This window comes from Hymenobacter siberiensis (genome assembly GCF_018967865.2).
In the GTDB taxonomy this organism is placed as follows: domain Bacteria; phylum Bacteroidota; class Bacteroidia; order Cytophagales; family Hymenobacteraceae; genus Hymenobacter; species Hymenobacter siberiensis.
The window spans coordinates 1279470-1300866 of record NZ_JAHLZY020000001.1 but is presented as its reverse complement, the minus strand read 5'-3'; the positions used below and the strand labels follow the sequence as shown (position 1 = coordinate 1300866).

19 protein-coding genes and 3 pseudogenes are annotated in these 21397 nt (G+C 53.7%); 11 read left to right on the top strand and 11 right to left on the bottom strand.

All coding sequences use genetic code 11. The annotated features are described in order from the left end of the window. Positions 1 to 244 precede the first annotated feature (244 nt). Positions 245 to 1202 (bottom strand): annotated as a pseudogene (locus KQ659_RS05705) (transposase); the annotation flags it as partial. Positions 1203 to 1245: 43 nt separating this feature from the next. Here KQ659_RS05705 and KQ659_RS05700 point away from each other — a divergent pair. From KQ659_RS05700 to KQ659_RS05690, 3 genes are all read left to right on the top strand, one after another. Continuing rightward, entirely contained in the window at positions 1246 to 1530 is a 285-nt protein-coding gene (locus KQ659_RS05700; protein ID WP_216689832.1) for a transposase, read from the top strand. Continuing rightward, on the top strand, positions 1527 to 1931 hold the full coding sequence (locus KQ659_RS05695) for an IS3 family transposase (RefSeq protein WP_216689834.1): 405 nt from the start codon (positions 1527 to 1529) through the stop codon (positions 1929 to 1931). The genes KQ659_RS05700 and KQ659_RS05695 overlap by 4 nt, the downstream gene beginning before the upstream one ends. Before the next feature lie 69 nt (positions 1932 to 2000). After that, positions 2001 to 2558, top strand: coding sequence for an IS3 family transposase (locus KQ659_RS05690; protein ID WP_216689836.1), 558 nt, complete (start codon positions 2001 to 2003; stop codon positions 2556 to 2558). On the opposite strand, the gene KQ659_RS05685 is transcribed toward KQ659_RS05690, so the two are convergent. The 4 genes from KQ659_RS05685 to KQ659_RS05670 form a co-directional block, all read right to left on the bottom strand. Continuing rightward, positions 2551 to 3228 (bottom strand): TlpA family protein disulfide reductase, encoded by a 678-nt coding sequence (locus tag KQ659_RS05685; RefSeq protein ID WP_216689838.1) that lies wholly within the window; start codon positions 3226 to 3228, stop codon positions 2551 to 2553. The two genes, KQ659_RS05690 and KQ659_RS05685, sit on opposite strands and share 8 nt — an antisense overlap. A gap of 177 nt (positions 3229 to 3405) precedes the next feature. Further along, the gene (locus KQ659_RS05680; RefSeq protein WP_216689839.1) at positions 3406 to 4527 is read right to left on the bottom strand and encodes an acyltransferase family protein; all 1122 of its coding nucleotides are present in this window, start codon (positions 4525 to 4527) and stop codon (positions 3406 to 3408) included. Positions 4528 to 4776: 249 nt separating this feature from the next. Beyond that, positions 4777 to 5205 carry an IS200/IS605 family transposase gene (gene tnpA / locus KQ659_RS05675; RefSeq protein ID WP_216689803.1) on the bottom strand — a complete coding sequence of 143 codons (429 nt, stop codon included), beginning with the start codon at positions 5203 to 5205 and terminating at the stop codon, positions 4777 to 4779. A 116-nt stretch (positions 5206 to 5321) separates the two neighbouring features. Next, positions 5322 to 7718 (bottom strand): glycosyltransferase family 2 protein, encoded by a 2397-nt coding sequence (locus tag KQ659_RS05670; RefSeq protein WP_216689841.1) that lies wholly within the window; start codon positions 7716 to 7718, stop codon positions 5322 to 5324. 479 nt (positions 7719 to 8197) lie between these two features. Between KQ659_RS05670 and KQ659_RS05665 the strand changes: the two genes are divergently transcribed. Continuing rightward, complete coding sequence (locus KQ659_RS05665) at positions 8198 to 9556, top strand: glycoside hydrolase family 2 TIM barrel-domain containing protein (protein WP_216726668.1); 1359 nt, start codon at positions 8198 to 8200, stop codon at positions 9554 to 9556. A 122-nt stretch (positions 9557 to 9678) separates the two neighbouring features. Here KQ659_RS05665 and KQ659_RS05660 read toward each other — a convergent pair whose 3' ends face one another. The 3 genes and pseudogenes from KQ659_RS05660 to KQ659_RS05650 all read right to left on the bottom strand — a co-directional run. Then, the gene (locus tag KQ659_RS05660; protein WP_216689845.1) at positions 9679 to 10098 is read right to left on the bottom strand and encodes a transposase family protein; all 420 of its coding nucleotides are present in this window, start codon (positions 10096 to 10098) and stop codon (positions 9679 to 9681) included. Further along, on the bottom strand, positions 10086 to 10577 hold the full coding sequence (locus tag KQ659_RS05655; protein ID WP_216689848.1) for a transposase family protein: 492 nt from the start codon (positions 10575 to 10577) through the stop codon (positions 10086 to 10088). The genes KQ659_RS05660 and KQ659_RS05655 overlap by 13 nt, the downstream gene beginning before the upstream one ends. A gap of 96 nt (positions 10578 to 10673) precedes the next feature. Continuing rightward, a pseudogene (locus KQ659_RS05650) lies at positions 10674 to 11365 on the bottom strand (IS5 family transposase); the annotation flags it as partial. A gap of 226 nt (positions 11366 to 11591) precedes the next feature. Here KQ659_RS05650 and KQ659_RS05645 point away from each other — a divergent pair. The 7 genes from KQ659_RS05645 (at position 11592) to KQ659_RS05615 (ending at position 18377) form a co-directional block, all read left to right on the top strand. Then, on the top strand, positions 11592 to 12647 hold the full coding sequence (locus KQ659_RS05645; protein ID WP_216689852.1) for an NAD-dependent epimerase/dehydratase family protein: 1056 nt from the start codon (positions 11592 to 11594) through the stop codon (positions 12645 to 12647). A 225-nt stretch (positions 12648 to 12872) separates the two neighbouring features. Then, positions 12873 to 14387 (top strand): glycosyltransferase, encoded by a 1515-nt coding sequence (locus KQ659_RS05640; protein WP_216689853.1) that lies wholly within the window; start codon positions 12873 to 12875, stop codon positions 14385 to 14387. Positions 14388 to 14612: 225 nt separating this feature from the next. After that, the gene (locus tag KQ659_RS05635) at positions 14613 to 16340 is read left to right on the top strand and encodes a glycosyltransferase family 39 protein (RefSeq protein ID WP_216689855.1); all 1728 of its coding nucleotides are present in this window, start codon (positions 14613 to 14615) and stop codon (positions 16338 to 16340) included. Between the two features lie 159 nt (positions 16341 to 16499). Then, positions 16500 to 16943: a helix-turn-helix domain-containing protein gene (locus KQ659_RS05630; protein ID WP_216689856.1), complete on the top strand. Its 444-nt coding sequence runs from the start codon at positions 16500 to 16502 to the stop codon at positions 16941 to 16943. Positions 16944 to 16948: 5 nt separating this feature from the next. Next, a complete protein-coding gene (locus tag KQ659_RS05625) occupies positions 16949 to 17209 on the top strand; it encodes a hypothetical protein (protein ID WP_216689857.1) in 261 nt (86 codons plus the stop codon). 22 nt (positions 17210 to 17231) lie between these two features. Continuing rightward, a complete protein-coding gene (locus tag KQ659_RS05620) occupies positions 17232 to 17846 on the top strand; it encodes a transposase (protein ID WP_216689859.1) in 615 nt (204 codons plus the stop codon). A 9-nt stretch (positions 17847 to 17855) separates the two neighbouring features. After that, the gene (locus tag KQ659_RS05615; protein WP_216690748.1) at positions 17856 to 18377 is read left to right on the top strand and encodes an IS3 family transposase; all 522 of its coding nucleotides are present in this window, start codon (positions 17856 to 17858) and stop codon (positions 18375 to 18377) included. A gap of 40 nt (positions 18378 to 18417) precedes the next feature. Here KQ659_RS05615 and KQ659_RS22210 read toward each other — a convergent pair. The 3 genes and pseudogenes from KQ659_RS22210 to recN form a co-directional block, all read right to left on the bottom strand. Beyond that, positions 18418 to 18549: pseudogene (locus KQ659_RS22210) on the bottom strand (IS701 family transposase); the annotation flags it as partial. Between the two features lie 115 nt (positions 18550 to 18664). Then, positions 18665 to 19498, bottom strand: coding sequence for an enoyl-ACP reductase FabI (locus tag KQ659_RS05610; protein ID WP_216689861.1), 834 nt, complete (start codon positions 19496 to 19498; stop codon positions 18665 to 18667). Positions 19499 to 19605: 107 nt separating this feature from the next. Beyond that, complete coding sequence (gene recN / locus KQ659_RS05605; RefSeq protein WP_216689863.1) at positions 19606 to 21291, bottom strand: DNA repair protein RecN; 1686 nt, start codon at positions 21289 to 21291, stop codon at positions 19606 to 19608. Positions 21292 to 21397: the final 106 nt, after the last annotated feature.

Genomic DNA, 21397 nt, shown 5'->3' with positions numbered 1-21397 from the left:
TCCGAATAAGAAGTAGTCAAAGATTTTAGCCGATTGTGACGCCTGAATGGTCTTTTTGGTTTAGCCAAGCCCGTATCCTTGGATTCTTTGAGCAGCCCCCGTTTCTGGTGCCAAATACGGCTTGGAAAATCACCGTTCTCTTAATTGAGGAACAAGTCTAGTGACTAACAGAACGTCATGCTGAGCGCAGCCGAAGCATCTCGCGTGCTACCACTAATCATTTCGGACAGATTACTACCTGATGTTACGCACGGAGTAGGGCGAGTTGCTGGTACATGGCTTTGAGACCGACGGTATAGAGCTGTGCTTTAAGGCGAAAATGGCCGATGCCGCATTTGAGCTTGAGGACTTCGAGTTTGGTGTAGGCCAGCACGGCAGCGAAGAAATGGGTGGCCTGCGTGGCCAGGGTTTTGGTGGGCGCCTTGCCCATCGAGGCATTCTGTTTGAGCGACTTGTGATACTCTTCCACACAAAAAGCTTGATGCGCTTTTCCACCGTCCCTGGTAAATCGTGGTCAGTTGGGCTTGGTCCAGGTCGGTATCGCTGCTGACCACATACAATGTACCCTGGCTACCGTCTTGGTTTGTAAAGACTTGCCTGGTTACGAGCACCGCCTCTTGCACGGACCGCAAATAGACGCGCAGGGGTTGCGTATCGGGAAACACCAGCGTCTGCACGGCCTGGAACCGACCTTGCGCACGGTCGGCTTCGCTCAGGGCGACGGTGCGGCTGCTTTCGAGGGCAAAAACGAAATGATGGCCCAAGGCCCGCACCAGACACATGTTCTCGGCCGAGGCGTACCAGGAATCGGCCAGCAGGTAGCGGTAGGCCACCTGCGGCTGCGCCACGCGCAGCATCTGCTGCAGGTACTCGTTTTTGGTGAACGGGCTCTGGTAGCTGGTCTGCTGGGTCTTGGGATGGTAGACGGGCACGGGTTTGCGCACGAGTTCGACGGCGATGGACAGGGCCAACTCGCCGGCCTGATAGAGCAGGGTGACGAAATTCAGACCCTTGACGTAGCGCTGCTGGCTGTGGTCCCAATGACTGCAAATCAACTCATTGGCATCGGCATGCGCCTTTTCCAGCACCGAATCGTCGACGATGAGCACGGCGAACTCGCCGGCCGGTCGCCGGGCCTCGGCCTGGCGAATCAGGGGCTTGGCTTGCCGCCAGATGTCGGCCGGGCCGTAGGTTGTAGTACTCCCCAAAAGCTGGACAGGTTAAGCGGGCTAGCTTAGCTCGATTATGACCCCAAAACGCACCCGCCGTCGCTATACGGCCGAGTTCAAAGCGGAGGTGGCGCTAGCCGCCCTCACCGAGCGCCAGCCATTGGCCGAGCTGGCCGCTCACTCCCAATTGGCTACCGCTCAAATCACCCGTTGGAAGCTGCAACTGCGTGAGCAGGCCACCCAGGTTTTCACCGAAGCGCCTGCGGCCGGCACGCCCTTACCCGACGTCGAGCCCCTCTACGCGGCCATCGGTCGGTTGCAAATGGAAAACGCGCTGCTAAAAAAAACGCTACCCCGATGAGCTCGGCCCAACAACGGGTCCTGGTTCAGGCCTCGGACCCGGCCGGTAGCTCGGTCGCCGCTCGCTGCCAGGCCCTAGGCCTGGCCCGCAGCAGCTTCTACTACCAGCCCTGCGGAGAAAGTGCCTACAACCTGGAGCTCATGCGCCTGCTCGATGAGGAGTTTACCGACCACAACTTCAAAGGAGTGCTCGGCCTGCGCGACCACCTGCGCCTGGCCGGCCACGCCGTCAATGCCAAGCGCGTGCGCCGCCTCGTGCGCCTGATGGGCCACGAGCCGATTTATCCCAAACCGCGCTTGTCCATTCCTGGTCAAGGTGTTACGCCCTACCAGTACCTACTAGACTTGTTGCGTAATGTTTGTGCTCAAAATCAGCCTATTACAGGCATGAAATCGCGCTAATTTTATTGGCAATGTGGCTTAGACGTTCTCTTTTCAATTTTTGTCGGTTTTTATTTTTGACATAATTAATTGATTATCAAGGCTTTTTGCTTCGCAACAACTCTACTGCGGGACCGCCCGGCCACCGCCCCGAAGGAGGTATGGAGTACCGACATCACGTACGTGCCCATGGCCAAGGGCTTTCTCTATCTGGCCGCCGTGCTCGACTGGCACTCGCGCTACGTGCTCAGCTGGCAGCTCTCCAACTCGCTCGACGTGGGCTTTTGCCTGCAAGCCCTGGCCGATGCGTTGCGCCATGCTCCGGCTCCCTACATCTTCAACTCCGACCAGGGCAGCCGGTTCACCAGCCTCGCCTACGAACAAGCTTTGCTGGACGCCGGCTGCCGCATCAGCCGCGACGGCCGCGGCCGCGCCACCGACAATGCCTTCATCAAACGCCTCTGGCGCACGGTCAAATGGGAACATATCTATCTTATCCCGGCCGATGACGGCCAGCACCTGCACCAGCAATTAACCGCGTACTTTGCCTACTACAATCATCGCCGACCCCATCAAAGTCTCGGGGGCCAAACGCCCGCCCACGTCTACCAAACCAACACAACATTCAATCATAACAATATTACTTAACAAACCCCGCTAAACTGTCCAGTTTTTGGGGAGTAGTACACGCTACTGGGTGGCCTTTGAGAAAGGGGCGTGGCTGCTGCGCCTCGTTCTTGGCCAGGCTCACGAACAGTACGTCCGGGCGCTGGCGGTAGCGCTCTACCAGCGCGTTGGTGGCCGGCATCTCGTCGACGCAGGCCACGCAGTTGGTGTACCAGCACTTGAGCACCAGAATTTTGCCCCGCGTGCTGGTGGGGATGTACGCCCCGCCGTTCAGGTCCCGCCACGCAAACGCGGGCAGCGCCTGGCCTTCCCGCGCGTCATTGCGCAGCGCCTCTTCGGCCAGTTGCTTGCTCGTGGACCGAATCGCCGGGTCGGGGCTCCCAGGGTAGGCACACAGCTGGTACACCGGCTCCCCGCGGGCCGTGCCGGTGCGCAGGGCCAGGACCCGGCCGGTGGCCAGCTGCCGCAGAAAGTCCGGCTTGGGCACCGGCCGGCCGTCGACGTCCCGGGGCTGATAGTCGCGGGCCAGCAACACGTAGGCGTACGTGTTGCGCCACCACGTGTCGAAGTCCTTCGTCAGGGCCTCGACCTGGGCCGCCAACGCGCCCGGCGGGAGCGGGCGTTCCGCTGGGGAGCAACCGGGGACCAGCCCGGCCAGGAGCAGCGCGGCGGCGAGGAGCAGGTGTTTCATACCCTAAACTAGCGGGAAAAATCCCCGCCCCGCCCCCGGACCGCTCCGCCAACCGGATGCCAACAGGTGTGCGACGGTGCATCTTCGGTTCAGCCAAAGGGTGGTAGTTCAGACGTGTTCCAATCAGCAAAACGAGTACTTGATTTAGGTCCTACGGTATATTGCTCTGCCTGCCAGTCAACCTGGCGTGCCCTGACCTCGTGGGGCCGTAGCCACCAAGCGCGCCAGTGCGTGACGCAGAAACCGACTGCCGGGCCGTTCTATGAGCACGTGCACGAACAGCGCAAGCAACCCCACGCCCACAAAAAAGGTGGCGAGCAACCAGTGCTTGTCCACAGTGCCGCCGAAGCGTTGTAGCACCACGTACCCCATTTTTTGGTGAAACAAATACAGGGGGTAGGAAAGCGCCCCGAACCAGGCGAACCCAGGAGCGTACCCTAGGTTAACTTTGCGGTGGACAATGAGCAGCATTGCCCCAAAGAAGAACGTGACTACTGCCACCACCACGGAAGGGTGAAACGGTTGGCCGTAGTGGAACTGCAATCCTGCCGTGTAGTGCAGCACCGGGAGCAGTCCTAAAACGTACGCCACGAACAGCAACGAGTAGAGTTTCCAAGACTCGTCCTGTCGGCGCTGAATCAACGACAGCATCATGCCGCCGATGAAAAAGGGGGCATAGCTGGGAAAAAAGAAAGAAGCAAAGGGCCCCGCGTTTACTATCAGCCCTAGGTTTATCAACCCGCAGTAAGCCGACCACACGCTCAGCACGAGCGGCAGGTGATTTAGCCACTGGAAGGCCACGAGCAGCGCCACTAAGAAGTAGAACATGAGTTCATATGTCAGGGTCCAGCACACGCCGTCCAGATTGTGAACGCCCAAAAACTCATGCAGCATTGTCAGGTTGCATAAGAATACCGACCACCGCGCGTCCGCCGCCCACTCGGCCGACCAGCCGACTTCCCCCGCGACGGGCCCAAATAGGCGGACCACTGCAAAGAATAGGGCGCATGCCGCCCAGAAGGCAGGGTATAATCTTGCTACTCGCGCCACAAAAAATTGACCCAATGTCTTGCCGTACACCGACTGGAGGATAACGTACCCGCTGATGAGAAAAAAAAGCTGAACGCCCAAGTAGCCATACCGGAAAATTTTGCCGAGCCATGGGTAATCGACAAGCGTTGAATGAGAGTGGAACCCGTTGTAGGCCAAGTGGTACAACGCCACCGCAAGGGCGGCCAGGAAGCGCAACAAGTCAATTTCATAGTAACGCTGGGGGGTGGAGGAGACAGAAGGGGCCATGCAGGGCAGTAAGGGCAGATGAGCAAAGCAACAGGAAGGCTTTGGGCAGTGCAAGATTAATGGAAGTGACTGACACCTAAACGCCTATTGAATTTCAGGGCCGTACCCTGAGCAAACTAGCAACCTGCGGAAAGTGAAAGCCTCCGTGTTCACTAAACGACTATGGACTGTAAGTCCATAGGTTTGGATTGCGAATGAAATTCGCGGGTTTCGGCTCAAGCCGACTGAAAGACAACCACTGTAAGTGGGCTATTCCAGAATGAAATTCTCGTCCCCATTGGGCTGGTCCTTGTGATGATTCAAATACGCTTCGAGTAGCTCGTCTGTGATGTTACCGACACTCCAGGCCCCGTAGCCAATGCCCCAGAAATGACCGCCCCAATACCGCCGCTTCAACTCGGGAAACTCTTGCAAGAGCAACTTGGCGCTGCGTCCCTTCAAGCGACGCATTAATTCGATCACAGCCAAGGCGGGCGGATACGAGACGTGCAAATGGATATGGTCTTTGCTCACTACCCCTTTCAAGATGCCCACATCCAGCGTGTTACACGTCTGACGCAGCAAGTCCCGGCAGCGCAGTTGCACATCCCCCGTCAGCACCTGGTAGCGATATTTTGTGCTCCACACCAGATGCACTTCCAGCTTGTGAACCGAATGGCTGCCTGTTCGCTGCTTCATCTCACAAAGGTACCCGACGCCTGGAAGTGAGTAGCAACTAAAGTCTTGCCCTAAAGGGCATAGCTTTAACTAGCGTGCTTAAAAAGTAAAACGGTACTGCCGTAAACGCGCTCTGTTCAGTTGAAGGAGCGATTCGTGGAGTTAAGCGTTATTGGAGAAGTAGATATTGACGGTTTTGGCGCCGCAAACACTACTATCTTGATTTCGGGGTATTGCCAAGCAATACGGTTTGCTATCGTACTAAGCTTACCGGTGGCAGGGGGAGCCAGCAATAACACGGGAACTTGGTTGACCAAATTTGAAACCAAGTGTCGGCGCAGCTCCGCAAAACTAATTGAGAGGGTATCTGCGACCAGCGGTGTAGCCATCCAGTTCACATTCGCCACGCCGGGAAATTTTTTCAGCAACGGGTCCGCAGCTTCCGGCGTCCAAACCCAAAGTACATTTGGTACTTTGGCAGCTCGAAAGGTGCTGGCCATGAGCGCCCAGTCCCGACGATAGCGGTCGGGTGACGGCGATTGCAGTAGCGGCCGCAACAGCAACGGCCCCGGAACGACCATTAGTTGACGAACGAGCTGCGGCCAGTAATTAGCGTTTTGCAGTTCCTGGGCACTCACCGTCCACGTAATCATCATAATTTGATGCTTGCTGGCCAGCTTATACACCTGTAGGGGCAATCGGGTAGCTGGGTCGATAGCAGGTAGTGTAAGAGCATTGATGGTCGAGGTTTGGAATGAGTTAAAAGGGAGCCCGATTTTCCATTTGGTTGAAGCTTCGGTATCGGAATCAACAGTTGGCGTGGCTTCCCGTCCTATATGCGTTTCATTGCCGCCGCCATTTAGGAGCCACTCAGGAGGGACCTGCAATAGCCATTGCTGTTGACGATAGGTGAAAAAAAATACAGAGGATACGCCAATCAGGGCTATCAGTAAGCTATACATACTCACGCTGCCTGCCAGCAACCTCCCTAATTTATTTTGTAAGCGGTGCAGCCCCATAGCCATACCCCGAAAGGGAAGCTTGGCCAGTTCCCGCATAAAGTGAAATACTGTTCGGTGCAACCCCATCACCGTAGCAGCCAGTAAAACCCCGGCGCTTGCTACTGATACCACCATCATTGTGATAATATATTGGCTGGTGGCATAGCCGGTGGCATCTACCAGTTGGCTATGTACACAAGCCGCGAGCAGGAGCAACGCAAATAAGATGTTAGGTAGTGCCAGTGCCCATTCGTTGTATTTGCGGCCTACTTTGGGGGTGGGCAGGTAGGGCACCTGTATTCCCAGCACCGCGTACAGGAAACCTAGCGTGTACACCCACCAAGTGCCCACTAGCAAAAAGCCACCTGCTAAGTGCAGGCCCCCTTCGCCGGGCTCGCGCATCCATCGTTGTGCGTAAAAGCGGATAAGTAACGCCATACCCAGCAGCGGAAATGCATGCCGGATTAGCGCATTGAGTGATACCAGCCACGGAAACTGGCTGATTCCGAGTGATACCAACGGAATACTTAGGTCTAGGAGGGCAATTACGCCCGAGAAGAAATAGAGCGGCAGCACTAAATAATGAATACGCTGGGACCAAGTAAAACGCGTAAACAGCTTCGGGTACACCCGAAACAGTAAATCAAAAGCCCCTCGTGACCACTTAAGCTGCTGCGAATAGAAGGCAGCCAGCGAAGCTGGTACCAAGCCCCGGCTCACAATTTCGGGGACATAAACCGAACGCCAGCCCGCCGCATGCAAGCACATAGCTGTATGCATATCTTCGGTGAGTCCGACGGCGTGCCCGCCAATCGAATCAAGCGCCGCACGCCGAAAGGTGCAGTTAGCGCCTATGGCTTGCACGGTGCCATAGCCATTCATCCCCATCATCAGAGGACCATAAAAGTGGTAGGTCTGCTCAGCCGCCGCGCGAGCCACCAGACTTTCGGCTTGGTTGCTGTATGCCTGTACTACCTGTACAAACCCAATACGTTCGTCTTCGAAATAGGGCATTACTTGGTCCAGAAAATCGGTCGTAGGCGCATGGTCTGGGTCTAGCACCACGCACACCTCGCCTGTGGCCTGTTGCAGGGCATGGTTAATGTTGCCTGCTTTAGCATCCGTTTTAACTAGCCTCGTGACATGGATAATACCCAGGCGCAAGCATGCCGCGCGCAGTACCGGGTCATCACCTTCATCGCAGAGGTAGCTGGTGTGCGGATATCGAATGGCCTGCATCGCTTCCAATGTGTGAATAATCATGTCGAGGGGCTCACCTGGGAAAGCAGTTGTCATCACATCTACTCGCCGTACCGGCGGGGTGTAAGCAGGCGGAACCGGCACCCGCACCTGTACATAGTGTGCCCACTCGTGCAGCACCAACAGCAGTTTGAAGCCAATGGACAATGCCAATGGCCAAAACAACAAGGGAAATCCAATCCGTAGGTTGGCGAAGAACCACCACCCGAAATATATCAGGCTAATAATGCCGATGCCCACCAGCCACCTCATGGTCCTGACTCCAGTCGACATTCTAAAATGCAAGCGATACAATAGATTGTGTGAAAATATTGTTAATGAGAACTTAATAAAACATTATTTGGAATGAGGCTCATTATTTTAAATAATGTTTTCGTAGCTATATGCAAAAGCGGCTAATTATATATTTAATTACCCGCATTGATAATGTTTGCAATGTTGCATAGAATTCTGTGCGTTTTAAAATGGCATTAGAATTAAATGTTTAAATTGAAAGTACAAATAATTGTGCAATATTCACTAATATTTCTGTTTAGAAAGGAGCGGCAATGTTTATATAATAAATATTTTATATTTATATAATACAGTAAAAACTGTTGGCTACGGTGTTAAAAATTACTGATTAAATCTGGCTTGGTGCTGGAGTTGGGATATAGTTTGATTGTCTTTGCTTGGACTGATTTAAAGGAAAAAGCATGTTTTATGAAAATGCATTGAGCAGAGATTAAATGGATACAGGTCAAAAAAAACAAGTGAAAATTCTCAAAAGAGGATGGGTGACCTTTCTATTGCTTGTTATACTATCAGCAGAAGGATGCAATACGAAGTCCCCCGAAAATACAACCTGGCTTACGCCATCCACCACCCGCTTACAAGGTGTTATTCCTACCAAGGTAGAACCAACCCAGGGCGGGTTTCGCCTAGTACGTGGCGGAAAGCCATACTATTTGAGGGGTGGGGCGGGCGTTCAGCAAATCGACCGTCTGCGCGAGGCCGGTGGCAATACCCTACGGCTCTGGAGCTCCGATTTTGCGGAACCGTTCATGGACGAGGCGCATCAGGCGGGCCTCAGTGTAATGCTTGGATTGTGGATGGAACCAGAGACTTCCCACTTTACATATTATGACCCTGCCATGGTAGAAGCGCAACTCGGGCGCATTCGCCAGCAGGTGTTACGTTACCGTCATCACCCCGCTCTGCTGATGTGGAACGTGGGAAACGAAGTAGACATTTCTGCTAGAGGGCCACGGCTTTTTAGCGCGCTCGGCCGCATTGCTCACATGATTCATGAACTAGACCCCTATCATCCAGTCACGACAACCCTAGGAGACTTGGACAGCCGAGCCGCCGAGTTACATCACCTGGCTCCAGAAGTCGATATTTTGTCATTTAATATATATGGAAAGCTTCGGATATTACCCACCCTGTTGCGGAACAGTGGCTGGCTTGGCCCCTACATCATTTCTGAATATGGTAACGCGGGCTATTGGGAAGAAGCCGAGACAAAATGGGGGGCACAACTGGAAAAGACTAGTACGGCAAAAGCCGTTTTTGTCAGTAGCCTCTACCGGCAGGTAATCGAGCCTGATAGCAATAAGTGTTTAGGTAGCTACCTTTTTTTCTGGGGTTCTAAGTTTGAATATACTTCCACTTGGTTCAGCTTATTTGAGCCTACTGGCGAAAAAACGGCCTTGGTTGATGAGATGAACTATCTGTGGAGAGGGCAGTATCCTACTAACCGGGCTCCTCTGATAACGGATTTGCAATTGGCGGGGCGACGGGCGAGCGCGAGTATTGAAGCAACGGTCGGGCAGTTATTACCTTCGATAGTTGAGGCGTCAGACCCGGAAGGCGATTCGTTGACCGTACACTGGGAACTACTTCCCGAAGTGGAAAAAACGTTCGATGCCAAGATTATAGCTACTCCACCTGAGTCCGTTGAAAACGCCGTTATAAGCGGGTATGGTTTTGGCGCTCTGATTAAAGCTCCTCAATTACCAGGGCCTTACCGACTATATGTGCGGGTGTTTGACGGCCATGGTAGCGTCGCAACAGCTAATATTCCATTCTGGGTCCGGACGGTTCCACCGACTTTGGTCGGCACGCGCTAATTGGTAGATAGCAGATGAATTTCGAAATAGTTCTGGTAAGACGGTGACAGCCTTTCCTTTATGCCGCCTAGAGCGTGAGGACAATCAAAGATTTATCTATTAGACTTGTTGCGAGCTATTAATCACAGATTTAAGCTGAAATTCCACAAGCCCGCACACACTCCCAGCACGTCATTGTACAGGTTCAAATTATGCAAACGTAATCGGTCTTCCAAAATTCGATAACGTTTCAATCCGCCAATGCTATGCTCTACGGTAATTCGTTCACTTGCTTGTTTTGTATTTATTTCTCGTTGTTCATCGGTGAGTTCTTTCCCTTTCGGCTTTTTGATAGGAATAAAAAATTTCCGGCAAACGTAGTCTTTCGCGAAGCCCAAAAACCCCAGGTCCAACCGCACCTTGAACTTTTTAAACCACTCTTTATCAACTGGTAAAACGCTTTTTAGCACACTGTAGTCGTGGTGTCTTCCGCCGTAACAACGGCTGATAAAACCAATCCAGCGGATGGTCGTTGAAATAACTATCTCTTTTACGGCGTGCATTTTTTTTTACCGCTATAGTAGTCTTTTTGCATCTCTTTATTTCCTGGTCGTTGCTTGCGTTGCTCCGTTCCATCGACCAATAACGTCTCGTGTTCCTGAAAATAGGCTTCAAATTCGGCCACTGTCGTAAATTCCCGCTTTGGCGCATGCCCGGTTTGCTCCAGCGCTTCTTGGAGCACCGTAATGCCTAATTCCTGGTTGCGTTTCGCGTTGGAACCGTCCATCCCACTGACCAATCCCAACAAATCATACGTCAAGTTTGCTTTGAAGCTGAATAGGGTGAAAAGCAGTAATTCTTCTTCTGTTTTAAGGGCTACTTCATACGGCGCAAAAGCCCCACGTTCAATCATATTTGTTCCATTCAACCGAAAATACGCCTGCTTAAAATGCGCCAAAAGCTGCGCAAAACGCTCCGCCGTGAGTCCCGTGGCAGCACGCCATTTACGCGAAGTAGTGAGGTTTTTTACGGAAAAGTTCATGTTCTAAATTTAAGTACAGTTTGTCGAAAATTCCGCACTTCACTCACTTCGCAACAAGTCTATTTACCTAAGCCAATCTAGCGTAGCACCAATATGCTAAAAGGCGAGGAAGGAAACGGCGGTTTTTTCGTAGCGGGTGGCTAGGCGGCGGTATTGCTTGAGGCGGCCAAAAAAGCGCTCGACTTTGTTGCGGTCGCGGTAGGTTTCTTCGTCCATTGCCAAGGGTTCTACCCGGTTAGGATGGCTGGGAATGACGGCTTCGATGCCCTTTTCGGTGCAATAGGCGCGGGTCGCGTCGCTGTCGTAAGCCGTGTCGGCCAGCACTTTGCCCGGCTGCAGGTCCGCCAGCAAGGGCAGCGCCTGCGGGCTGTCGCCCGCCTGGCCTTCGGTCGCAATCAGCCGCACGGCGTTGCCCAGCGACTCCACGCAGGCGTGAATTTTGGTGCCGATGCCCCCGCGGCTGCGTCCGAGGCACTCGGTGGCGGCGGTACTTTTTTTTGGCCTGCTGAATGCTGGTGCGCCCGCACGACGGTCGAATCGAGCATGACCCAGTCCAGTTCGGGGGCTTGCAGGGCCTGGAAGGCCCGCTCCCAAACCCCTTTGGTCGCCATACGCCGGAAGCGCTTGCACACGGTGTTGAATTTGCCGAAGCGTTCGGGTAGGTCGGCCCACGGGCAGCCGGTGCGCATTATCCACACGACCGCGTTGAAAAACAAGCGGTTGTCTTTGCCCGTTACCCCGCAATCCGTGGCTTTGCCCGACAAAAGGGGGCTCACCGCCAGCCATTGAGCATCGCTAATCTCATGTCTTCGCATAAATAATTTCTTCGTTATAAACGATTGCCAAAGCAAAGGTAATTGTCCTCACGCTCTAGGCGGATATACGCATCACATGTAAAATCTCAAACTTATCTGCAGCTAAAGACAGTTTTTCTACAGCAATCAAGTATACCTTTGCTAAGAAAAAATAAGCTCAAGTGATGATTAACATATTGGACTGGGCATAGACAAGTGTATGAAAAACATACTGGTAACCGGTTCTTCGGGCCTAATTGGCTCCGAAGTCGTTTCATATTTCGCGGCCAAAGGCTGGTTGGTGCACGGCGTTGATAATAACCAGCGAGCCGTGTTTTTTGGGCCGCAGGGAGATACTCGGGCCCATCAGCATCGGTTGTCAACAAGGCTGGGCGGTTCCTTTCAGCACCACGAACTGGATATTCGCGACCGTCAAGGCGTGTTAGAACTGTTGCAGGCCGTGAAACCGGCGGCTATTGTGCACACGGCCGCGCAACCATCTCATGACCGGGCCGCCGCAATTCCGTTCGAGGACTTTGATACGAATGCCGTTGGTACGCTAAATCTACTGGAAGCGGCGCGGCGCGTCAGCACGGATGTGCCCTTTGTGCACATGTCCACCAACAAGGTTTATGGAGACCGGCCAAATACTATTCCGTTGGTTGAACAAGCTACCCGGTGGGAATACGCTGACAAGGCATTTCGCAATGGTATTGGGGAAGATTTTTCAATCGACCAATCGGTTCATTCACTGTTTGGTTCCTCGAAAGTGGCTGCCGATGTGATGGTGCAGGAGTATGGGAAGTATTTTGGTATGCCGACCTGCTGTTTGCGCGGGGGGTGCCTAACTGGTCCCAACCATGCCGGCGTCGAATTGCATGGCTTTCTCAGTTATCTGGTACAGTGCAATCTGCATAGCCGGGAATACACCGTATTTGGATACAAAGGCAAGCAAGTACGCGACAATATTCACGCTTATGATGTCGCTCGCTTCATCGATGCATTCATTGAGAAACCGCGTTCAGGGCAGGTCTACAATATTGGCGGTGGCCGCGCAAATTCCTGCTCTATTTTGGAGGCATTTACTATGGTCGAAAAGCATACTGGCATACCGCAGGTATTCAACTACCAGGATACGAACAGAGTAGGCGACCATATTTGCTACATCTCAAACCTTGAGAAGATGCGTACCCATTACCCCACTTGGGATATCAGCATTTCTTTAGATGAAACTATTAGACAGATAGTTCATAACTACCGTGCTATAAGTGCCTAACGGGTGTAATTCAAAACTACGCGCTGCCACCGCCAAGCAGAAGTTCGGACTGGTGTCTGATGCCCTTAGTGGAGCCCAGAGGCAAGAGCCGATGACTCATGAAAAGGGCAGCGCGTAGTTTTGAATTACACCCGTACCTAACTGAATGCGTATGTATTGCAAAAGATGCTTTGCATTCCCCCTGTTACTACCAAAGCGCGAAGCGTTTTCCTTAAATTCAGCGTTATGACCCAACTGCATGGAACCGAGGTACTGCAAAAGCGAGAAGCATTACGAGATAATTATTGGTTGAAAAAAGACCCCATCTATCAAGATAGAATGGTGTGGCGTGCCCAAACTTTTCGCCATCTAATGCATCTATTACCCAATCAGAGCATTCTGGAGTTGGGAAGTGGGCAAGGACTTTTTACGGAAGCACTGGCCAGAGTTTCACGGGGAGAGAATCCTATTACCGCTGTGAGCTTTTCGGAGGAAATACCATCGAGGAAAGCAAATGCGGCGATAAATTTTGTTTCGTTCGCGGAAAGTGCTGCCCAACTGGCAACGCAAGAATTCGATTTCATCGTCGCCATGGACTTAGTCGATGCTTCGGATAGCTCTGGCCTATTAGATTTTGCCTACGCTCTGCTAAAACCTGGTGGACAACTGCTGCTTTACGAGAGCAACCCCAGCAACCCATTGTTTCGAATTAATCAACTATTGTCGAAAATGACTGCTCGACCCGATACTCGTCAGTTGCACAACAAATTGGCCCTCGAAACACTAGTTACTAATGCGGGCTTTGAAAGCCTCATGGTAGCTTATCATGATTTTACTTATGCCCCACTGACAAGCTACGGCTATTGGTTGTTGCGTAATGCGTCGGTCCTGCTTGAAAACATGCCCTACGTGCAAACCATGTCCGGTTCCCTGCTCGTGCACGCCCGGAAAGGTGCTCATGCCACGGTTACATCTGCTACCTCCTTGGCGGACCACCGCTCATTATATGGGGCCATCTCGGTGGTCGTACCTTGTCACAACGAGGAAATGAATCTCCCACCCTTGGTCAGCCAGTTGCTGGCGCTCTACAGCGACTATATTAAGGAAATTGTGCTAGTCGATGACAACAGCACCGACCATACATGGCAGGTAATCAGTCGCTTGTACGAAGAATATTCGGTCGTGAGACCCGTCAGGCGTTCGCCACCTAATGGCGTAGGTCGGGCACTGATGGATGGCTACCGAGAAGCAACTGGGGAGTATATCCTGTCAATGGATTGCGATTTTCAGCACTTATTGCCGGAGCTACGGGATATTTTCGATGCGGCGGCCGAGGGATTTGATATGGTGATTGGTAGTCGGTTTTCGCGCTATAGCGTGCTGGTTAATTACCCATTTCAAAAGATTGTAGCTAACCGTGCTTTCCATCTCATTGCCCGCATGCTGCTCAATACTCGCTTCCGGGATGTCACCAATAACCTTAAGCTTGTTCGTCGGACGGTAATTCAAAATGTGCTGTTAACGCAACCAGGTTTCTCTATTAACGCCGAAACAGGCCTACTCCCGATTTTGATGAATTACAGCGTAAAGGAGGTACCTATTTCCTGGATTAACCGCACCGCCGATATGGGGGTTTCCTCGTTTAAGCTAGCTAAAGTAGGAGGTGGTTACTGGCAGGTACTGCGAAGGCTGTGGGTGCAGAAAATATTTGGTTCGCCGAAGCCAAAGCCATTCCCTCAGTTGAGTGCAGATGGGGTGTAATTCAAAACTACGTGCTGCCACCGCCAAGCAGAAGTTCGGACTGGTGTCTGATGCCCTTAGTGTAGCCCAGAGGCAAGGGCCGATGACTCATGAAAAGGGCAACGCGTAGTTTTGAATTATACCCGTGTAGATAATAGTTGCCACTAATCTAGTGCTGCCTAGTCAAGGGTGCATCAACTACTTCAAAGTCACCAAAATTGCTTTTTGCCTGATAGTATATACGATATGCTGCGTTACTTCAACCATACCCCCCCCGATATACAACTGGCTAATAAAAAGCGTTTTTCTAAATGGAGCTACCTAGTGCCAATGCTGGCGGCAATTGCTTTACTGGCCAGTTGCATGATAGTATCAGCCAAAAAGTATTACTGGAATGACGAACTATTTTCATATTATATGACGTCGGAGCCAAGCTTTGGCAAACTACTGACGGCCTTTCAAGACAAATTAAATAATACTCCTATTCTTTATTTCCTGCTAGGCTGGGTTTGGGACAAGTTATTTGGCTCAGCAGAGCTTTCGCTACGGATTTTTACCTCTATTAGCTTTTGTGCCGCCTTACTCATTTCCTGGGCGACCCTGCGGCGAAGCTACGGCCAGTGGCCGGCCAGTATTGGGGTGCTGCTGGTGTTTTGCACATCAACCATCATTCTTACCCAGAACGGTGAAGCGCGGATGTATGGCCTATTTATCTTAACACTTGCCCTCGCCTTCCAACTGTACGACCAAGCCTACCAAAAAACGCGCATCTCAACAGGCGATTTCTGGCTGAATGTATGCGCCCACGCGGCTATTGCGCACACCCATCTATATGGATTTTTTTACAGCGGCGCTATGCTTTGCTGTTTTATTCTGGCCGACAGGTTGCGACACCTTTATCGGCCCAAGCTCTATCTTTCGGTGATTGGAGGATTGGCGACCATCATATTTTACATCCCGACTTTTCTCATTCAGGCCGATGCCGGCAAACCGCGCACTTGGATACCCGCGCCTGATTTCAGAGATTTACTCGACATCTACAATGTCACAGCTCCCAGCTTTTTTTCCAGGTTTCTGGTTTTGGGATTGACCGTTGTTGTGGCAGCATATATTATCTGGAACAGGCGTAAAGAGAGCATCAAATTACTAGCTGGCGAAATACATTTATTGTTATTCGCCTTGGCTTTTATTGCAGTCCCTACGGCAGTATGGATAATTTCGCTCACCATTAAGCCCATATTTTATCCGCGCTATATGATTCCAACTGCACTGGGTTGGATAGTGCTTATAACAATGGGGGTGGCTCGCCCTATTTCCGGGTTGCCAATAGTGGCCACAGTTGTGGGTCGACTGGGTGAGCGGAAAGTGCTAGTCAGCTTAACGAGTATGTTGGCAATAGTGGCTTTCTTCGGGTTTGTCCTCTACCAGCCGATTATCTGGGGAATTCATTATCGGGGGGGAGGGTCGCCGGGATTTTATGACTTGAAAGCAGTTGAGATGCAGCCGTATAGAGATTTACCAAGAGTAATGCCGCTTTCTGGGCAATTGCTCGAGCGAAATTTCTATTCACCTGAAAGAAACAAGTATTTTTACATACTTGACTGGGAATCGGCGTTGAATAAGTACAGTGGCACATTTCCGCCACAAGAGTTTAAGCACATGCAGGCCTGGCGGCGCAACTTCCCGGAGCGGTTTGGCAACAATATCCTTACCAACGACGAGTTTTTGGCGCGCTACGACCGCTTCTTAGTGCTGGACCGGCCCAATTATTTACACAAGTGCCAGCCGCTGTATTCTGGCTTGCAAACTTTCGACTTGTGGGATACTTACCTGGATTGTCCGCAATGGGTAGAAACCAGGCTGTTAAATAATAAAAAGTACAAAATTACGGTTATTCGTGCTGCGAAGCAGGAATGGTTTACGTACCTGTTAGTGGAGCGGCAGCCGAAGACTCCTGCTACGGTGATGCAGTAGCGAAGCCGCATGGCAACCCTGTCGCATTGGCGAAGTTGCTGAAGCTGGCGATTACTTGCTAAAATAACCATCTCAAGTCCGGGCAGTGAATTGGTCTAGTGCTCTACCAACTTAATTGCGATGCCAATTGTTAGTTATTTTTCATTTTACGCTCCCCTGATGGCTCGCCTCGCAAAACCGGTTTGTTTACCTGCCTCTGACGTATCTCGACTGCGGGCTATCGTCAAAAAAGGCACTCACAAGAGCCGCAAAATCACCCGGGCGCGGGCGCTGCTGTTGATGGGGGAGGGACAAAGTGCGGCGCAGGTGCAAACCAGCGCGGGCATTTCCGACAGCCAGTATCACCGTATCAAGCGGCGTTACATGACCGAAGGACTGGACAGGGCGCTGGAAGAGCGCCCCCGCAGCGGGCAGCCCCGAAAGGTGACGGCCACCCTGGAGGCCCGTATTACAAGCTTGGCTTGCAGTGAGTTACCGACTGGCGCGGCCCGTTGGACCTTGTCCCTGCTTAACGAAAATCTGATTTCGCTCGACTGCATTGACAAGATTTCGAATGAATCGATTCGACAAGTTTTAAAAAAAGCAAACTCAAACCCTGGCTGAAACAAATGTGGTGCATTGGCACCATCACGGGCGAATACCTAGCCAACATGGAGGACGTGCTCGACGTGTACCAGCAACCGGCCGAAGCGGGCGTGGTGCGCCTGTGCTTCGATGAGCGCCCCTGCCAACTGCTCGACCAGGTGCTAACCCCGATACCACCCAAACCCAACGCCACCGCCAAAGAACACCAGGAATACCTGCGCAAAGGCGTTTGCAACGTCCTGTTGGCCTACAACTGTAGTACTCCCCAAAAGCTGGACACTTAAAGCGGGCTAGCTTAGCTCGATTATGACCCCAAAACGCACCCGCCGTCGCTATACGGCCGAGTTCAAAGCGGAGGTGGCGCTAGCCGCCCTCACCGAGCGCCAGCCATTGGCCGAGCTGGCCGCTCACTCCCAATTGGCTACCGCTCAAATCACCCGTTGGAAGCTGCAACTGCGTGAGCAGGCCACCCAGGTTTTCACCGAAGCGCCTGCGGCCGGTACGCCCTTACCCGACGTCGAGCCCCTCCTACGCGGCCATCGGTCGGTTGCAAATGGAAAACGCGCTGCTAAAAAAAACGCTACCCCGATGAGCTCGGCCCAACAACGGGTCCTGGTTCAGGCCTCGGACCCGGCCGGTAGCTCGGTCGCCGCTCGCTGCCAGGCCCTAGGCCTGGCCCGCAGCAGCTTCTACTACCAGCCCTGCGGAGAAAGTGCTTACAACCTGGAGCTCATGCGCCTGCTCAATGAGGAGTTTACCGACCACAACTTCAACGGAGTGCTCGGCCTGCGCGACCACCTGCGCCTGGCCGGCCACGCCGTCAATGCCAAGCGCGTGCGCCGCCTCGTGCGCCTGATGGGCCACGAGCCGATTTACCCCAAACCGCGCTTGTCCATTCCTGGTCAAGGCGTTACGCCCTAACCGTACCTACTGCGGGACCGCCCGGCCACCGCCCCGAAGGAGGTATGGAGTACCGACATCACGTACGTGCCCATGGCCAAGGGCTTTCTCTATCTGGCCGCCGTGCTCGACTGGCACTCGCGCTACGTGCTCAGCTGGCAGCTCTCCAACTCGCTCGACGTGGGCTTTTGCCTGCAAGCCCTGGGTGATGCGTTGCGCCATGCTCCGGCTCCCTACATCTTCAACTCCGACCAGGGCAGCCAGTTCACCAGCCTCGCCTACGAACAAGCTTTGCTGGACGCCGGCTGCCGCATCAGCCGCGACGGCCGCGGCCGCGCCACCGACAATGCCTTCATCAAACGCCTCTGGCGCACGGTCAAATGGGAACATATCTATCTTATCCCGGCCGATGACGGCCAGCACCTGCACCAGCAATTAACCGCGTACTTTGCCTACTACAATCATCGCCGACCCCATCAAAGTCTCGGGGGCCAAACGCCCGCCCACGTCTACCAAACCAACACAACATTCAATCATAACAATATTACTTAACAAACCCCGCTAAACTGTCCAGTTTTTGGGGAGTAGTACACTGGCTCAGCCAGCGCGTGACATGGTCGTGGCTCAACGCCCCGTCCAGCAGCCGCGACAAGCCCGTGGCCGTGGTCGGACCCGTCGAACTCAGTAAATAATCCGTGTACAGGTCCAGCGTGCAAGTCAGCATGAGCAGCTTAAACGATTTATCCGCCCCGACGACTGCGTAACATCAGTTACTAATGCCCCCAAACGCAGGAAGCCCGACCAAACGGCCGGGCTCTGCTATTCAAAATCAATCAACTCTACTCTTCCGAAACGCCGGCTGCCTTGGTCATCATGTCCACAATCTCAGCCGAGATGCCGGTGGTGCTGAAGCCGCCGTCGTGCATCAGGTTCTGCATGGTCACGTAGCGCGTGAGGTCCGAGAAAAGCGAGATGCAGTAGTCGGCGCAGGCTTCGGCCGGGGCGTTGCCCAGCGGCGACATCATGTCGGCGAAGTTGTAGAAGGCATCGAAGCCGGTGATGCCGGTGCCGGCCGTGGTTTTGGTGGGCGACTGCGACACGGTGTTCACGCGCACCTTTTTCAGCTTGCCGAAACGCTGGCCGTAGCTGCGGGCAATGCTTTCGAGCATGGCCTTGGCCTGCGTCATGTCGGTGTAGTCGAGGAAGGCACGCTGGGCGGCGATGTAGCTCAGCGCCACGATGCTGCCCCATTCGTTCATGGCGTCCTGCTTCTCAGCCACGGCCATCATCTTATGGAACGACATGGCCGACACGTCAATCGTCTGCTGGAAGAACTTGTAGTCCAGCTCGCCGTAGTGCTTCTTTTTGCGGATGTTGGCACTCATGCCAATGCTGTGTAGGACGAAGTCAATCTTGCCACCCAGCTGCTCCTGCGCGCCCGAAAACAGCGCCTCCAGCTCCTCGGTCGAAGTAGCATCGGCCGGGATAATGGGCGCGTTGCACTCCTCGCTCAGCTTGTTGATTTCGCCCATGCGCATGGCCAGCGGCGCGTTGGTGAGCACGAAGCGCGCCCCTTCGGCGTGCGCCCGTTGGGCCACTTTCCAGGCAATGGAATGTTCGTTGAGCGCGCCGGAAATGATGCCGACTTTGCCGGCGAGGAGGTTGTTGGCCATGAGGTGAAATGGTGAGTTGGTGAGTTAGTGAGTAGCCCGCCGCCCGGGCGTTGGGCGCAAACACGCGGCAAGTTAGCAAATACCCTTGCCTCGCACCCACCAACTCACTATTTCACCACCTCACCACTCACTACCTCGCCCCGCAACGCCAGCAGCTCGCGGGCACTCTGGAAGGCGTTTTCGCTGGGCTTAGCACCCGCAATCATGTGCGCGATTTCCTTGATACGGTCGTCCTGGCTCAGCTCGCGGATGCGGCTCACGGTGCGGTCGGCGCGGTCCTCCTTGTACACGAAGTAGTGCACATCGCCGGCCGCCGCCATCTGGGGCAGGTGCGAAATGGCCACGAGCTGGTGCTTCTGCGCCATCTGCTGCATCATGCGGCCCACCTTCACCGCGATTTCGCCCGAAATACCAGTGTCAATTTCGTCAAATACAATCGTGGGCAATGCCGTTTTATCGGCTAGCATATACTTGATGCACAGCATCAGGCGCGAAAATTCGCCACCCGAAGCAGCCTTGCTCAGCGTCTGGGGTTGCGCGCCTTTGTTGGCGGTGAAGAGGATGCTTACCACGTCGATACCGCTGGTGGCTGGTGCGCCGGTGCTATGCTGCACCACGATGCGGGCGTGCGACATGCCCAAGTCGGCCAGCAATAGCCCCAGCTGCTTCTCAAAGTGCGGGAACGACTTGCGCCGGCTCTCCGACAGCTTGTTGCCCTGCTTGGTTACGGCGGCTAGCGCGGCATCGGAATCCTTGCGCAGGCGGGCAATTTCCTTGTCGAGGCTCAGCACGGAGCTTACCTTCTGGCGCAGGTCGTCGCGCACGGCGATGAGTGCGGGCAGGTCGCGGGCCTGGTGCTTGCGCTGGAGAGTGTAGAGCACGTTCAGACGGTCCTGGAGCTCCTCGGCGCGGGCGGGGTCGCCTTCAGTGCGGCGCTCGGCAGTTTCTACCTCGTCGGCAATGTCGTGCAGCTCAATCAGGCAAGAACTCAGGCGCTCGCGCAGGTCGCGGAAGTTATCGGCGTAGCTCGCTACCTGCCCCAGCAGACCCACAGCTTCCTTGAGGTTGCCGGTGGCGCAGGTTTCGCTGTCGCGCAGGCCGTGCAGCGCCTGGCTTAGCTTGTACTTAATTTCCTCGGCGTGCTCCAGCTGCTTTATCTCCTGCTCTAGCGCGTCCTGGTCTTCATTGTCGAGGCGGGATTCTTCCAGCTCATTCAGCAGGAAACTATTGTAATCCAGCTCTTTACTGGCCTGCGCGGCCTGACCTTCCAGCGCCTGCAGGTCGGTTTCGAGCTTGCGGTACTGCCGGAAAGCGTGGCTGTACATGGTGCGCTGCGGCACCAGCCCGGCGTACAAATCCAGCAAATTCAACTGGAAAACCCCATCGCCCAGCAGCAGCGTATCGTGCTGCGAGTGAATATCCATCAGATTCGCCCCGATTTTCCGTAGGGCTTCCAGCGTCACCGGCGTGTCGTTCACAAAGGCGCGCGACTTGCCGTTAGGGCTGATTTCGCGCCGCAAAATGCAGTGCGAATCATAGTCCAGGTCTTCGGCCTCAAAAATGTCCTGCAAGTGGTAGTTGGCAATATCGAACTGTCCCTCAATCACACACTTGCGCTCGGTATTGAAGAGCATGCGCGAATCGGCCCGGTTGCCCAGCAGCAGGCCAATAGCGCCCAGCATAATGGATTTGCCGGCCCCGGTTTCACCCGTAATAATGTTCAGCAATGGCGACGGACGCAGCTCCAGCTGCTCAATCAGCGCGTAGTTATTAATCCGTAAATCGACGAGCATAAAGCCTTTAGAACGTCCTGCTGAGCTTGTCGAAGCCTCTCAATGCAATAGCAATTAGCTACTGGCGCAGTAGCGAGGCTTTGACAAGCTCAGTAGAACTGTTTTA

Bases quoted from the DNA above. Each gene is read 5' to 3' on its own strand.
- KQ659_RS05700 (WP_216689832.1), top strand. From the start codon at position 1,246: ATGACCCCAAAACGCACCCGCCGTCGCTATACGGCCGAGTTCAAAGCG.
- KQ659_RS05695 (WP_216689834.1), top strand. From the start codon at position 1,527: ATGAGCTCGGCCCAACAACGGGTCCTGGTTCAGGCCTCGGACCCGGCC.
- KQ659_RS05685 (WP_216689838.1), bottom strand. From the start codon at position 3,228: ATGAAACACCTGCTCCTCGCCGCCGCGCTGCTCCTGGCCGGGCTGGTC.
- KQ659_RS05680 (WP_216689839.1), bottom strand. From the start codon at position 4,527: ATGGCCCCTTCTGTCTCCTCCACCCCCCAGCGTTACTATGAAATTGAC.
- tnpA (WP_216689803.1), bottom strand. From the start codon at position 5,205: ATGAAGCAGCGAACAGGCAGCCATTCGGTTCACAAGCTGGAAGTGCAT.
- KQ659_RS05670 (WP_216689841.1), bottom strand. From the start codon at position 7,718: ATGTCGACTGGAGTCAGGACCATGAGGTGGCTGGTGGGCATCGGCATT.
- KQ659_RS05660 (WP_216689845.1), bottom strand. From the start codon at position 10,098: ATGCACGCCGTAAAAGAGATAGTTATTTCAACGACCATCCGCTGGATT.
- KQ659_RS05655 (WP_216689848.1), bottom strand. From the start codon at position 10,577: ATGAACTTTTCCGTAAAAAACCTCACTACTTCGCGTAAATGGCGTGCT.
- KQ659_RS05645 (WP_216689852.1), top strand. From the start codon at position 11,592: ATGAAAAACATACTGGTAACCGGTTCTTCGGGCCTAATTGGCTCCGAA.
- KQ659_RS05640 (WP_216689853.1), top strand. From the start codon at position 12,873: ATGACCCAACTGCATGGAACCGAGGTACTGCAAAAGCGAGAAGCATTA.
- KQ659_RS05635 (WP_216689855.1), top strand. From the start codon at position 14,613: ATGCTGCGTTACTTCAACCATACCCCCCCCGATATACAACTGGCTAAT.
- KQ659_RS05630 (WP_216689856.1), top strand. From the start codon at position 16,500: ATGGCTCGCCTCGCAAAACCGGTTTGTTTACCTGCCTCTGACGTATCT.
- KQ659_RS05625 (WP_216689857.1), top strand. From the start codon at position 16,949: ATGTGGTGCATTGGCACCATCACGGGCGAATACCTAGCCAACATGGAG.
- KQ659_RS05620 (WP_216689859.1), top strand. From the start codon at position 17,232: ATGACCCCAAAACGCACCCGCCGTCGCTATACGGCCGAGTTCAAAGCG.
- KQ659_RS05610 (WP_216689861.1), bottom strand. From the start codon at position 19,498: ATGGCCAACAACCTCCTCGCCGGCAAAGTCGGCATCATTTCCGGCGCG.
- recN (WP_216689863.1), bottom strand. From the start codon at position 21,291: ATGCTCGTCGATTTACGGATTAATAACTACGCGCTGATTGAGCAGCTG.